Annotated in this window: 9 protein-coding genes; 3 read left to right on the top strand and 6 right to left on the bottom strand. The window is 60.6% G+C overall.

The window, feature by feature from the left end:
* Positions 1-350: 350 nt before the first annotated feature.
* The 4 genes from Q1A71_RS09085 to Q1A71_RS09070 form a co-directional block, all read right to left on the bottom strand.
* Entirely contained in the window at positions 351-1,952 is a 1,602-nt protein-coding gene (locus Q1A71_RS09085; RefSeq protein ID WP_299674278.1) for an ABC transporter ATP-binding protein, read from the bottom strand.
* Positions 1,952-2,827 (bottom strand): ABC transporter permease, encoded by an 876-nt coding sequence (locus tag Q1A71_RS09080; RefSeq protein ID WP_299674275.1) that lies wholly within the window; start codon positions 2,825-2,827, stop codon positions 1,952-1,954. The genes Q1A71_RS09085 and Q1A71_RS09080 overlap by 1 nt, the downstream gene beginning before the upstream one ends.
* Positions 2,827-3,771: an ABC transporter permease gene (locus tag Q1A71_RS09075; protein ID WP_299674272.1), complete on the bottom strand. Its 945-nt coding sequence runs from the start codon at positions 3,769-3,771 to the stop codon at positions 2,827-2,829. The genes Q1A71_RS09080 and Q1A71_RS09075 overlap by 1 nt, the downstream gene beginning before the upstream one ends.
* A 73-nt stretch (positions 3,772-3,844) precedes the next feature.
* Entirely contained in the window at positions 3,845-5,431 is a 1,587-nt protein-coding gene (locus tag Q1A71_RS09070) for an ABC transporter substrate-binding protein (protein WP_299674269.1), read from the bottom strand.
* Between the two features lie 151 nt (positions 5,432-5,582).
* Here Q1A71_RS09070 and Q1A71_RS09065 point away from each other — a divergent pair, with 151 nt between their 5' ends.
* The gene (locus tag Q1A71_RS09065; RefSeq protein ID WP_299674266.1) at positions 5,583-7,202 is read left to right on the top strand and encodes an amidohydrolase; all 1,620 of its coding nucleotides are present in this window, start codon (positions 5,583-5,585) and stop codon (positions 7,200-7,202) included.
* A complete protein-coding gene (locus tag Q1A71_RS09060) occupies positions 7,199-8,668 on the top strand; it encodes a M81 family metallopeptidase (protein WP_299674262.1) in 1,470 nt (489 codons plus the stop codon). Before Q1A71_RS09065 ends, Q1A71_RS09060 begins: the two co-directional genes overlap by 4 nt.
* Positions 8,669-8,754: 86 nt before the next feature.
* Here the strand turns inward: Q1A71_RS09060 and Q1A71_RS09055 are convergent, their stop codons facing one another.
* Positions 8,755-9,666, bottom strand: a complete 912-nt coding sequence (locus tag Q1A71_RS09055; RefSeq protein ID WP_299674259.1) for a hydrogen peroxide-inducible genes activator — start codon at positions 9,664-9,666, stop codon at positions 8,755-8,757.
* Between the two features lie 109 nt (positions 9,667-9,775).
* On the opposite strand from Q1A71_RS09055, the gene katG reads away from it, so the two are divergent.
* Positions 9,776-11,953, top strand: a complete 2,178-nt coding sequence (gene katG / locus Q1A71_RS09050) for a catalase/peroxidase HPI (protein WP_299674256.1) — start codon at positions 9,776-9,778, stop codon at positions 11,951-11,953.
* 558 nt (positions 11,954-12,511) lie between these two features.
* Here the strand turns inward: katG and drt3a are convergent.
* The gene (drt3a, locus tag Q1A71_RS09045; RefSeq protein WP_299674253.1) at positions 12,512-13,861 is read right to left on the bottom strand and encodes an antiviral reverse transcriptase Drt3a; all 1,350 of its coding nucleotides are present in this window, start codon (positions 13,859-13,861) and stop codon (positions 12,512-12,514) included.
* Between the last annotated feature and the right edge of the window lie 79 nt (positions 13,862-13,940).

Here is a 13,940-nt window from a genome sequence, read left to right as displayed (position 1 = left end):
CCTTTCCTAGCAGTGATAGACAACTGCACTTGGCGCATTGCGACGCCGGGGGAGCAGGAGCTATCCACCCCATCGGCTTAAGCTCGATCTCACGCAGCAGCTTCAGCACGTCTTCGTCTGAGTGTCGCTTCCTCGCCATGCCAATTCCCTCTCTCGCGGCCAATGTAGTGGCCAAGTTTTAGCGGGGAAGGACAGGGACAATTCTGGAATAGCGGCTCGAGTAGTATGGCCAATTGTCATGCCGTGACAGCAAATTCTACTGCGCAAGTGTGTTGAAGGTCATCTGACTTTGGCCCAAGCACAGCGCTACGGGTACGCGTTCTGACGTACGGACCGACCGACGACGTGTTCTAACCAGAAAGGTCTTGTTTGCCCGGCGCCGCGGCGAGCAAGGCCTGTGTGTAGGAATGGCTCGGGTTTGCATAAACGCTCGCGGTCGGACCGGTCTCGACCACCTGCCCCTTGTTCATCACCACGATCCGGTCGCAGATCTGCGCCGCCACCCGCAAATCGTGGGTGATGAATAGCATCGCCAGATCGAAACGCTTGCGCACATCATCGAGCAGATCCAGCACCTGTGCCTGAACCGACACATCCAGCGCCGAGACGGCCTCGTCCGCGATCAGGATCGCAGGCTCCATCGCCAGCGCGCGCGCGATGCAGATACGCTGCCGCTGTCCGCCCGAAAACTGGTGCGGAAAGCGCTCCAACGCATCCGCCGAGAGCCCCACAACCTTCATCAGATCCGCTGCACGGGACTTGGCCTCCACCATGCTGAGCCCAAAGTTCACCGGCCCTTCGACAATACTCTGCCCAACAGTTCGGCGGGGGTTGAGGGAGCGGTAAGGGTCCTGAAAGACGATCTGAATGTCACGCCGGTGCGGGCGCAGCTGGCCTTCGCGCAAGGACGCGATGTTTTCACCGTCGATCAGAATGGCGCCCGAGGTCGGATCAATCAGCCGCATCACACAACGCGCCACGGTCGATTTGCCCGAGCCACTTTCGCCGACGATTCCCAGGGTCTCGCCACGTCGAACAGTCAGGTCCACATCCTGCGCCGCCTTGACCACGCGGCCCGTGCCAAAGAGCCCCTGCTGCCCGTAGGTCTTGACCAGGTCTTGTGTTTCCAGCGCCACAGCGCCTTGCGCCTCCGCCCGCTCAGGCGGCGTCATTGATGGGACCGCCGCAATCAGCTGCTGCGTATAGGGGTCTTTCGGCGCGCCCAGCACCTCCGCCACCGTGCCGTGTTCGACGATGCGCCCGTGTTTCATCACCGCCACGCGGTCGGCAATCTCGGCCACAACGCCGAAGTCATGGGTGATGAATATCACGCCCATGCCCTTGCGACGCTGGATGTCCTTGACCAGGCTGAGGATCTGCGCCTGAGTGGTTACATCCAGCGCCGTTGTGGGCTCATCGGCAATCAGCAGCTGCGGCTCCAGCGTCAGCGCCATGGCGATCATGATCCGCTGCCGCTGCCCACCTGACAGTTGGTGCGGATAGGAGCGGTACATCTTTTCCGGGTCCGGCAGGTTCACATCCCGCATGGCCTCGATGACCTTCACTTTACGAGCCGACGTCGACAGATCCGTATGTATCTCCAGCATCTCGCCAATCTGGTCACCCACCCGCAGTACGGGGTTTAGCGCGGTCATCGGTTCCTGAAAGATCATCGCCATCTTCTCGCCGCGCAGTTTGCGCAGGCGCTCGTCGCTGGCGGTCAGCAGGTCCTCGCCTTCCAGGCTGATCGTGCCCGCCACTGGCGTCAGGGCGCGCTTGTCCGCCAGTCCCATGACCGAGAAAGCCGTGACCGATTTGCCCGAGCCGCTTTCGCCTACGATGCAGAGGATCTCGCCGGCATCGACTTTGAGCGTGATGTCTTCCACCGCAAAGGGGCGGTCCGCGCTCGGGGGCAGTTGCACAGTCAGCCCCTTGGCCTCCAGCACCGCCATCAGCGCATCGCCTTTGCAATGCGCGGATCCAGCGTGTCGCGCAGCCCGTCGCCGACCACATTCACCGCCAGCACGGTGAGCGCAAGGCAGACGCCGGGGAAGAAGATGATCCAGGGTGTAAGTTGGAAGAACGTGCGCCCTTCTGACATGATATTCCCCCAAGAGGGGATTTCGGGTGGGATCCCCGCGCCCAGAAAGCCAAGGATCGACTCCGTCAGCATCGCAGAGCCGCAAATATACGTGGCCTGCACGATCAGCGGTGCAATGGTGTTGGGCAGCACATGGCGCACAAGGATCGTTGGCACCTTGGTGCCTGCCGAAATCGCCGCCTCGACATACGGTTCTTCGCGCACGGTCAGCACGACGGAGCGCACAAGCCGCACCACACGCGGGATCTCGGGGATCACGATGGCCACGATCACCGTTGCCAGCGTGGCCCCTGAAAGAGAGATAAGCGCAATTGCCAGCAGAATCGCAGGGATCGACATCAACCCGTCCATCAGCCGCATAATCAACGCGTCCATTAGCCTTATGTAGCCCGCAATCAGTCCCAGAAAGAGACCCAGCGCCACGGCGACGACGGCGACGGACAGCCCTACCACCAGAGAGACCTGCGCTCCATTCACGACCCGCGAATAGACGTCGCGCCCCAGCATGTCGGTGCCAAAAAGTCCCGCCGCGCCAGGCGGTTTCAGCCTGTTGATGGGGTTCAGTGCGGTCGGATCCGCGACGAAGAAGGGGCCGACGATGGCGAGCACCGCGATCAGTAAGAGGACAATCCCTCCCCAGAACACCCCGCGATTGCGCAGGGCATGGCGGATGAGCGAGATATCCTGTGGCTTCTCGGGCGTTGCCGGGAGGGTCGCATCGGTCATCAGTAGCGGATCCTCGGGTCAAGCAGCGTATAGCTGAGATCGATCATCAGGTTGATGAAAATATAGATGAAGCTGAAAAACAGGATCAGCCCTTGGATGATCGGGTAGTCCCGCGCCAGCACCGCATCGAGCACGAGCCGCCCCAGGCCGGGGATGTTGAAGACGCTTTCGGTCACCACCACCCCGCCGATCAGAAGTGCGATGCCGATGCCGATCACGGTGACGACCGGCACGGCGGCATTGCGCAGCGCGTGGCGCATCAGGATCGTGAGCTCGGACTGCCCCTTGGCGCGAGCGGTGCGGATATAGTCCTCCTCCAGCACCTCGATCACCGAGGCGCGGGTCATGCGCGCAATCAGGGCAACGAAGATCACCGACAGCGTCACAGTGGGCAGGGTGATATGATAGAGGAACGGCCCCAACCCTTCGGTGAAGGGGGATTTATAACCCTGCACCGGCAAGATCTTCAGCGACATGGAAAAGGTGTAGATCAGGATATAGCCCAGCACGAAGACAGGTACCGAGAACCCACTCACCGAAAACAGCATCACCACCCGGTCCAGCAGCGAGCCGGCGCGGAAGGCGGCGATGGTGCCCAGAGGCACGGCCACAACAACGGCGAAGAGGATGGTGGTGAGTGCCAGCAGCATGGTGGGCTCGATGCGCTGGCCAATCAGCTCGGTCACCGGCTTGCCCGAGAAGATCGACGTTCCCAGATCGCCTTGGATCAACGCGCCAACCCAACGGAAAAACTGCACAACGATGGGGTCCGACAGCCCCAGTTGCTCACGAATGCGCGCCACGTCTTCGGCAGTGGCATAGTCGCCTGCGATCACCGAAGCCGGATCACCCGGCGCCAGCCGCAGCATCAGGAACACAAACAAGGCCACGAGCACCATGACCGGAATGGTCGAGAGCACACGCATGGTGATATAGCGCGTCATGGCGCCTCCCCGATTGTCGGAAAACTAGAGACCCGGCGCCGCCCCCAAGCCGCGCCGGGCAAAGCATGTCAGATCACTCGACCGAGATGTTCCAGAAGAACTGCACCGGAGATTTGATCAGACCTTTCACATTGCTGCGATAGGCCACGGGGTTGAAGAACTGCCCCAGCTGCCCCGACGCACCAATCGACCACAGACGGTCCTGCACGGTCTGCGCCACAGCCTTCTTCTCTTCCTCGCTCCCCGCAACCGCAAAGGCGGCGCGCGCCTCTTCGAGCGCCTCATCCTCGGCCCAGCCGAACCAGCCCGCATCCGGGTTGCCTGAGAAGGCGATGGCCATGGGGTCGATCACATCCGCGCCGATCCACCAGGTGTGGAACATGTTCCAGCCGCCATCTGCCACCGGGTCGCGCGAGGCGCGGCGTGAGGTCAGCGTCGACCAGTCCATCGCCTGCACCTCGACCTCGAAGCCCGCATTGCGCAGCTTCTCGGCTGTCACAAGCGAGAAGGCAGAGAGGATCGGGATGTCCGTCGGCTGCATGATCACCACCGGCGTGCCGTCATAGCCGGTTTCGGCCAAGGCCGCCTTTGCCGCGTCCACATCGCCTTTGGCAATCACCTCGGAGCCTACATCATTGTCGAGCGGCGTGCCGCAGGGGAAGACCGAATAGCAGGTCTTCCAGAACTTCGGGTCCCCCACAGCAGCAGCCATATAGTCTTCCTGCTTCATCGCCATGATCGCTGCGCGACGCACATCGGCGTTGTCGAAGGGCGGCAGCAGGTGGTTGAAGCGGGCAAAGCCGATGTTGCCCAGCGGGTCATTCACCTCGACGGTGATGTCGGGGTTCGCCTCCAGCAATGGGGCAAGGTCGTTGGCGGGCTGCTCGAAGAAGTCCACTTCACCCGCCATCAATGCGTTCATCGCCGTGGTCTGATCGGGGAAATAGGTCCAGACAACCTTGTCGACCTTGGCCAACTTGCCGCCGGAGGCCGCAGACACAGGTTCGTCCCGTGGTATATAGTCTTCGAACTTGGTGTAGACCACCGTGCTGCCCGGCACCCATTCATCCGCCTGGAACACAAACGGCCCCGAGCCGGTGAAATCCGTGATCTGCTCAAACGGGTCGGTTGCCGCGACGCGCGCGGGCATGATGAACGGCACGTTGGAGGATATCTTGCCGATGCTCTCCAGCACCAGCCCATAGTCATTGGCCAGGGTCAGAACCACCGTCTTGTCGTCCTGCGCCTCAAGGCTCGCGGTGTTCGCAAAGAGCTGCTGGCCCATCCCGTCGCGTTTGCCCCACCGCTCCAGCGAGGCGACCACGTCGGTGGCCGTCACCGGCGCACCATCATGGAATGTCAGCCCGTCACGCAAGACAAATGTCCAGGTCAGACCATCTTCGGAGGTCTCCCAGCTGTCGACCATCTGCGGCTGCGGCTCGAAGTTTTCGTTCATCGCAAACAGCGTGTCATAGATCATGTAGCCGTGGTTGCGGGTGATATAAGCGGTTGTCCAAATCGGATCGAGATTCTTCAGATCCGCATGTGGAATCACCCGCAGCGTTGTTTCGGCCTGCGCCACCCCCGGCAGCGCTCCCAGCGCCAGTGGCCCCGCCAGCAGAGTGGCCAGCAGACTGCGCCGCGTCATCCATCCAAGCATCTTCGTCTCCCTCTTGGTCTTGTGTTGTTTCTTGGTTACGCAAGGTTAATGAGGCACGCGTCATGGCGGGTTGTCAATCACGCGCGGGGCTGTTTCTCTCGGCAAGGCCGCATGTGCCCGAAGCTCAGGCACTCATTGCAAAGGACATTTCATGATCACAGTTTTCCGCGCCGCCAAGGTCATCACCATGGATCCGAACCGCCCCGAGGCGACCCATGTCGCGGTTCGCGATGGCCGCGTGCTGGCGGTGGGCGGGGCCGATTGCGCCGAGGGCTGGGGCGAGGCGCAGGTCGATGATCGCTTTGCCGACAACGTGATTTTGCCGGGGCTGATCGAGGCGCATGCCCATGTCATGGCGGGCGGCATTTGGGACTATACCTACTGCGGCCATTATGCGCGCACGGACCCGCAGGGCAAGGTCTGGGAAGGTGTTGGGAATTACGACGCCATCATCGCCCGGCTGCGGGAGGTGGCCGCGAACACCCCCAAGGGCACGCCCATCGTCGGCTGGGGGCTGGACCCGAATTTCCTCGCCGGGCGGCGGTTCGACAAGGACCACCTTGATCAGGTCTCGACCGATCATCCGGTGATCGTCTCGCACTCGAACTTCCACCTCATGACTGCGAACTCAGCTGCGCTTGCGCTGGCGGGGTTTGATGCCGGCACCAACATCGAAGGGGTGATGAAGGGGCCCGACGGCACGCCCAATGGCGAGCTGCAGGAGTTCGCCGCGATGACGCCGATGTGCGAGGCGAGCGGTTATAACTTCTTGAACATGGCAACCGAGCCGAGCCTGCGCGCCTACGGTCAAGTCGCCCGCCTCTGTGGTGTGACCACGGTGGCGGAGCTGCTGTCCGACCTGCATGACGACGAGGTCACGATGATCGAGCGGGTGGTGCATGACCCCACCTTCCCTGCGCGGTTTGTCCCGGTCATGAACGCGATGGTCGGTGACCCGGAGGAAGAAGCCGCCCGCGCGCTAGCCTTGCGCGCACGCTCCACCGACAAGCTCTCAATGGGCCGCGCCAAGCTTTTCACTGATGGCGCGATCCAAGGCTACACCGCTAAGCTCAAGGCACCCGGTTATTTCACCGGCGAGGACAACGGCATCTGGAATATGGATCTGGATCACTACCGCCGCGCGGTCGAGGCGCTGCACAAGGCGGGGGTGAAAACCCACATCCACACGAACGGCGATGCGGCATCGGAGTTCGCCATCGATGTCTACGAAGAGGTCATGCTCAAACACCCGAACCCAGACCTGCGCCATACGCTGGAGCATGTGCAGCTGGCCACCCGCGACCAGTTCAAACGCATGAAGTCGCTGGGGCTCACCTGCAACATCTTCGGCAATCACATCCATTACTTCGGCGATATCCACTGGACCAAAACCCTTGGCCCCGACCGAGCCAGCCGCATGAACGCTTGCCGCGATGCGGTGGAGATTTTCGACAATGAGTTTGCAATCCACTCCGACGCGCCGATCACGCCCATGGCGCCCTTGGTGACCGCCTGGGCTGCCGTGAACCGGGTGACGGAGACAGGCCGTGTGCTGGGCACCAGCCAGCAGATAACGGTGCCGCAGGCACTGCACTGCATTACGCTCGGGGCGGCGTATGTGCTCAAACTCGATCACGAGATCGGTTCGATCCAGACCGGTAAACACGCCGATTTCTGCGTGCTAGCCCAAGACCCCCTGACCGTGGATCCGATGGCGCTGCGCGATATCGAGGTGGTGGCGACGGTACTTGGCGGTGAGGTGACCGCATGATCCGCGTCGCTGTCGCGGGGTTTCAGCACGAAACCAATACATTTGCGCCCTTCCCCACGCCGCTGAGCCTCTTCAAGACGGGCGGCGCCTGGCCTGCACTGACCCGCGGTGCGTCGCTCTACGAGACAATGCACGGGCTGAACATCCCACTCTCCGGCTTCATGGCCACCTGCCCGCATGAGATGATGCCGATCCTCTGGGCCGGCGCCGAGCCCGGTGGCTATGTGGAAGATGAAGCGTTCGAGGCGATTACGGGCGAGATCGTCACCGCCGTTGCAGAGGCCCAGCCCGACGCCCTCTATCTCGACCTGCACGGCGCGATGGTCACCCGGGCCTTCGACGACGCGGAGGCGGAAATCCTGCGCCGTCTTCGCGCCGTTGTGGGGCCGGACATACCAATTGTGGCCAGTTTTGATCTGCACGCGAACCTCTCGCCCGCCATCTCGGAACTGGCCGATGGCGTCACGCTCTACCGGACCTATCCGCACACTGACCTGGCCGACACCGGCGCACGCGCAGCACACCTGCTCGACCGACTGTTGCAAGGTCCACTTGCCAAAGCCTATGCCCAAGTCGATCTGCTGGTGCCGATCACGGCACAGGCGACGGAGTTCGAACCGGCGCGCAGCCTCTATGCCATGCTGGACGACCTCGATGTCACCTCCGCAGATATCGCCATGGGCTTCCCCCCCGCCGACATCCCCAACTGCGGTCCCAGCCTCTTCGCTTATGACCCGGATCCGGCCAAAGCGCGGGCCGCGGTCGACCGCATCGCTGCCACCTTCGCTGCCGCCGAAGACACCTTCGACGCCCGCCTCGAACCCGCACAAGCTTGCGTCGACCGCGCGCTCACCCTGCCGGGCCCGGTGGTGATCGCCGACCCGCAGGACAACCCCGGCGCGGGGGGCACGGGTGAGACCACCGGCGTTCTACAGGCCCTCATCGACAAAAAGGTGCCGGACGCGGTGCTCTCGATGCTCTACGACCCCGAGGCCGCGGCCAAGGCTCACGCGGCGGGCGAAGGCGCCGAGATCGAAATCGCGCTTGGCGGCGCCTTCCCCGAATACTCACAGCCCGTCATGGCCACGGTGATTGTCGAACGCCTCTCGGACGGAGTCTTTGACTTCACTGGCCCGATGTATGGCGGCGCGCGGGCTCATCTCGGGTTCGTGGCCCGGCTCAAACTCAATGGGACCGGCATCACGGTGGTTGTCGGCTCGCGCCGCAGCCAGAACGCCGATCAGGAGATGTTCCGGGTGGTCGGAATCGAACCTGCAGATCACACGATTATCTGTGTAAAGTCCGGCGTGCATTTCATGGCCGACTACTTGCGCGTGACCGACCGGATCCTGTTCGCCGAAAGCCCTGGCGCCAACCCTTGCCACCTCGAGACGCTCCCCTACACACGGTTGCGGGCCGGCGTCCGCCTCGGGCCGGGCGGACCCGTCACTGGTAATGAAGGCTGAAGAAACGCGCATGCTGACGGGAGCGCCCCTTACACCGCCTCCCGACGCCGAAGGTCTTGATCACCGCGAGAAACGACGCAGCACCGTCAAACCTGGAGTTGTTCGATCCGCGCCTGCCCCACTTGCCGCACGATGGCACCGAGGGTCATGAGTTGCTTGTGAAGAGGGCTGGTCTTTCTCCAGACCATTCCGATAGTACGTTTGGGCGTCTTCTTCGGAAAGCGCGAGATGGACAGCTTTGCACTGGCGGTTTCCAGCGGCACTGCCATTTCGGGGATCAGCGTCAGGCCGAGCCCCGCGCTCACCATCTGCACCAAGGTGGCCAGCGAAGACCCCTCCATCACGAGGCTGGGATCAGAGGGACGCATGTCGCAAAACGATAGCGCCTGATCGCGAAAGCAATGCCCTTCCTCCAGCAGCAACAGCTTCATTTCTTGCAGCTTGTCGGGGCTGGGCACAGGGCGGTCGGCATCTTTCGCCGACCGGACCAGAACGAAGTCTTCCTCGAAAAGCGCGAACTCCCGCAAGGCAGGCTCCGAGATGGGCAAGGCGGCGACTATGACATCCAGTCGGGATTGCAACAGATCTTCCACCAACGATTTGGTGATAGACTCCCGCGGCATCAGCTCCAGCCCTGGCAGCCGCTCGGACAACGCTTGTATGATCGCCGGCAGGAGATAGGGCGCGACGGTCGGGATCACGCCGATACGCAGCGTGCCCTGCAAGGGCCCATCCGAGAGGCGGGCCAACTCCGCCATCTCCTCCACATCCGTGAGAACCTTGCGCGCGCGCACCAGAAACTCTTCGCCCAGCGTGGTGAGACGGATCTGACGCGCGGCCCGTTCGACGAGCGGCGCGCCCAGCATCGTCTCCAGCTCCTTGATCTGCGACGACAGCGCAGGCTGCGAGATCGAGCAGGCTTCCGCTGCCCGGCCAAAATGGCCAATCCGGGCCAAAGCATCGAAATATCTGAAGTGTTTCAGGGTCAAGTTGATCATAGGCTGAGGTTATCGTTAATTAAAGTTTTTTCAATTGGAGTTTATCGCATACCTTCCGTAAACCTGAGGCATCACCCTAGAATCGTTTTAAACTCCAGGAGACGCAGCGATGGATGGAAACCAATTTAAAGGCCTCGGCGGCTGCCCCGTGAACCACGGCGGCAACACGGCGATGGACAAGCCGGTGACCAAATGGTGGCCGAATGCTCTGAACCTCGACATCCTGCATCAGCATGGGGCCCGCACCAACCCGATGGACGCCGACTACAACCATCGCGAGGCGGTCAAGGCGCTGGATTTCGAAGCGGTCAAGGCGGACGTCAAGGCGCTGATGACCGAAAGTCAGGACTGGTGGCCCGCCGATTGGGGCCATTACGGTGGTCTGATGATCCGCCTCGCCTGGCACTCCGCAGGCTCCTACCGCATGCAGGACGGACGCGGCGGCGCGGGCTCGGGCAATATCCGCTTTGCGCCGCTGAACTCTTGGCCGGATAACGCGAGCCTCGACAAGGCGCGGCGCCTGCTCTGGCCGGTGAAGAAGAAATACGGCAACGCTCTCTCCTGGGCCGACCTGATCATCCTCTCGGGCAACATGGCCTACGAATCCATGGGGTTCAAAACCTTCGGCTTCGGCTTTGGCCGCGAGGACATCTGGGGTCCGGAAACCGATGTGTACTGGGGCTCCGAGAACGAGTGGTTGGCGCCGTCCGAGCAGCGCTATGGTGATCTGGAGGATGCCAGCACGCTCGACAACCCGCTCTCAGCGGTGCACATGGGCTTGATCTATGTGAACCCGGAAGGTGTGAACGGCCAACCCGATCCGGCGAAGACAGCCGCGCATGTCCGCGAGACCTTCGCGCGCATGGCGATGGACGATGAAGAGACAGCCGCGCTGACCTGCGGCGGCCACACGGTCGGCAAGGCGCATGGCGCGCAGGTCGGGGTCGAGATCGGGGTCGAACCCGAAGCTGCCGGGATCGAGGCGCAAGGCTTCGGCTGGGCCAACACAGAACATGGCTGCACCGCATCGAAATCCTTCACTTCAGGCATCGAAGGCGCCTGGACGAAGGAGCCCACCAAGTTCGATATGGGCTATTTCGACTATCTCTTCGGCTATGAGTGGGAGCTGAAAAAATCGCCCGCAGGTGCCTGGCAGTGGGAGCCGGTGGACATGCCGGACAGCGAAAAGCCGACCAACGCGGGCGACAGCACGACGCCGCAGAACCCGATGATGACCGATGCGGATATGGCGATGAAGGTCGACCCGATCTACAACGAAATCTGCCAGAAGTTCATGGCGGATCCGGAGTACTTCAAGGATACGTTTGCGCGCGCCTGGTTCAAGCTGACACACCGCGACATGGGGCCGCGCGCCAACTACTACGGCCCGGACGTACCTGTCGAAGACCTGATCTGGCAAGACCCCATTCCCGCAGGGCCCACCGGCTATGACGTGGCAGCGGTGAAGGCGAAAATCACCGACAGTGGCCTCACCTCGGCTGAGTTGATCGCGACCGCTTGGGACAGCGCGCGGACCTTCCGTGGCTCTGACAAACGCGGCGGCGCCAATGGCGCGCGCATCCGTCTCGCTCCCCAGAAGGACTGGGCCGGCAACGAGCCGCAGCGTCTGGCCAAGGTGCTCGGCGTGCTCGAGCCCATCGCCGCGGAGGCCGGTGCCTCCATCGCCGATGTGATCGTTCTGGGCGGCAATGTCGGTCTGGAGCAGGCGATCGAGGCCGGTGGCCATTCGGTCGAGGTGCCCTTCACCCCGGGCCGGGGTGACGCGAGCGACGCGCAGACCGATGCCGACAGCTTCGACGTGCTCGAGCCCGTCGCCGATGGCTTCCGCAACTGGCAGAAGGACGAGTATTCCGTCTCGGCTGAAGAGATGCTGCTCGACCGGGCGCAGCTCATGGGCCTCACAGCGGCAGAGATGACCGTTCTGCTGGGGGGCATGCGCGTCATGGGCACCAACCATGGCGGCAGCACATACGGCGTGTTCACGGATCGCGAAGGGGCCCTGACGAATGACTTCTTCGTCAACCTGACCGACATGTCCTACAGCTGGCACCCGTTGGATGACGGCAGCTACGAGGTGCGTGACCGGGCGTCCGGTGAGGTCAAGTGGCCCGCCACCAGCGCCGATCTGGTCTTCGGCTCAAACTCGATCCTGCGCTCCTACGCGGAAGTCTACGCTCAGGACGACAATGGTGAGAAGTTCGTGAAGGACTTCGTGACCGCCTGGACCAAGGTCATGAACGCCGACCGTTTTGACCTTCTCGCCTGATATCTTCATATCCGGGCGGCATCCAACCGCCCGGATAGACGACTTCTCGACCCATCAAGCGGCAACCTGCAGGCGCGAAGACTTCCGACCTCGACTCGGTCCGTTTCGAGCATCGGCGGCAATGCGGTATGGGAACCGACCAACTCAGGGAACTCAAACGACTTCAGAAGGAGGGCGAGCGGCTGAGAAAGGCTGTGTGGTCTTCCCCCACTTGAGTGGTCCTCCGCTATGTTTAGGAAAGCGGAGGACCACTCAAGTGGGGGAAGACCAAAGTTGCTCTGCGTCGGGTTCTCAATGAAGTTTCGGTCGTTTCCCGAAGGTGGCGAAGCCACAGGGTGCTTTCGGCAGGTTTTGAACAACAATTGGATGACTTGATCCAATCGATCATTTGAGCACTCCCATACAACAAGTGTCTTTCGACCACTTTGCTCCAGCCTCACATCATATCTAGTAACAAAGTCGAAGAACCCTCCGTTGCTGAAAGTCGGTGGAACCTCGAATGGATGAACGTCAGAGAGTATCGGTCTATGGTAACTATATCTTGCCGGGATCGAGCGTTTACTGACCATATTTCCATGCCTTTGTTATCTCTTCAAATTCGCGCAAGCGATGGAACCGACGGAACGTTCTTTCAGAATATCCAGCATGAAATGAGTACGCCTGAAGTTTGGTCCTTAGACTTGCGCTGTGTGCTAGTTTGCCAATGTGTGTAGCCAGCGCATCGTCTAGTCTTTGAAGCTGAGACAAATCGGTTAGGTGTGGATTGCTGAAGTAGATACCCACAAACGCGTTTTGCTTGCTGTGCGTTAGCTGCGTGTTTCCGGTAAGGTACTGCACACGTTTGACGAGCAACCTGTATGCTTTCTTAGATTTCCTCGCCCTTTGTCGATTGTATCTCGTGAAACACGCGTTGAGCCTTTTCTTGTATTTCTGAAACTTTGCGTCGCTCATCAGAACCGTACACGAAGTACTCCGCACATTACGGAACTTGTAGCCAAGGTACGTCAGCTCAGTAGCCGGACGAGCTTCTGTAGACTTGCTCGCATTAACGACCAGCCTCTTGCGCCTAAGTTCTTCGACAACTGCCTTTCGGTAGTCGTCACTTGTGGAACCTTTCGTTGGGGCGAAAAGTATGATGATGTCGTCAACATAACGCGCATAGAAAGCGACTTCTTCGAGCGTCGATATGCGGTCATCAAAATCCCGCATGTATAGTTCTGACAGGATGGCGCTGAGGCCAACGCCACGTGGCAATCCCCGTCCAGGTGTTCCTGCAACCGCGGCATAATCCCAAAGAAGGCGTTCGATCAGACGCATTGTCGTTGCGCTTAGGAGTTGATCAGACTTCAGCTTGGTAAGCAAAACAGAATGGTCAACCGACTCGTAGAACTCTTGCACATCCAATTTGACCACGTGATATGGAAATCCGTCACTCAGTTGCGTTACAATTCGATTTCTATTCGCTTGCCTTACTTTGTAGATTCTGGATATGTTATTGGCGATTTGTTTGATCGCGTAGTAGCTCTGCGCATAGGCGTCCAAGGGTGTTTCAGGAACGATATAGACAGGCTTGCCATTGGGGCCTCCCACCCTGCGTATGCGTATCCTAAAGCTCTTCTTGGATATTTCATCCGAAATGTTCGCCAAACAGGAAAGTAACTCTTGATCCCTTGCTTTCCTAGCGTTTTCACGATCTTCTTTGAGTGCGTCAAAAATCGCTTGGTCAGCTACCGAATACTTGTGTTTGTGAGTTGCTCGGAAGTGTTTGGTCGCCCTTATGCAGTCTTTTAGCTCTTCGGTGGCAACCAGAACGGGTGGAAAAAACTCGAAGCTCTTGTTTGAGCCTCGCCTGTTTTCGATCTCTGTAATTTTTCTTAGGTTCTGTGGGGAAAATGATTGATCAAACAACAGATATGGCTCTCTAAATCCAGCCTCGCAAAAGAGTGCACGGCTTCACTTCGCCACCACTTTAAATTGCAAGATCACA

This window comes from uncultured Roseobacter sp., from assembly GCF_947493125.1.
In the GTDB taxonomy this organism is placed as follows: domain Bacteria; phylum Pseudomonadota; class Alphaproteobacteria; order Rhodobacterales; family Rhodobacteraceae; genus Roseobacter.
This window is presented reverse-complemented; position numbering and strand designations above follow the sequence as displayed.

Excerpts from the sequence above, each read along its gene's own strand:
- katG (WP_299674256.1), top strand. The coding sequence starts at position 9,776 with ATGGATGGAAACCAATTTAAAGGCCTCGGCGGCTGCCCCGTGAACCAC.
- Q1A71_RS09075 (WP_299674272.1), bottom strand. The coding sequence starts at position 3,771 with ATGACGCGCTATATCACCATGCGTGTGCTCTCGACCATTCCGGTCATG.
- Q1A71_RS09070 (WP_299674269.1), bottom strand. The coding sequence starts at position 5,431 with ATGCTTGGATGGATGACGCGGCGCAGTCTGCTGGCCACTCTGCTGGCG.
- Q1A71_RS09080 (WP_299674275.1), bottom strand. The coding sequence starts at position 2,827 with ATGACCGATGCGACCCTCCCGGCAACGCCCGAGAAGCCACAGGATATC.
- Q1A71_RS09060 (WP_299674262.1), top strand. The coding sequence starts at position 7,199 with ATGATCCGCGTCGCTGTCGCGGGGTTTCAGCACGAAACCAATACATTT.
- Q1A71_RS09085 (WP_299674278.1), bottom strand. The coding sequence starts at position 1,952 with ATGGCGGTGCTGGAGGCCAAGGGGCTGACTGTGCAACTGCCCCCGAGC.
- Q1A71_RS09065 (WP_299674266.1), top strand. The coding sequence starts at position 5,583 with ATGATCACAGTTTTCCGCGCCGCCAAGGTCATCACCATGGATCCGAAC.
- Q1A71_RS09055 (WP_299674259.1), bottom strand. The coding sequence starts at position 9,666 with ATGATCAACTTGACCCTGAAACACTTCAGATATTTCGATGCTTTGGCC.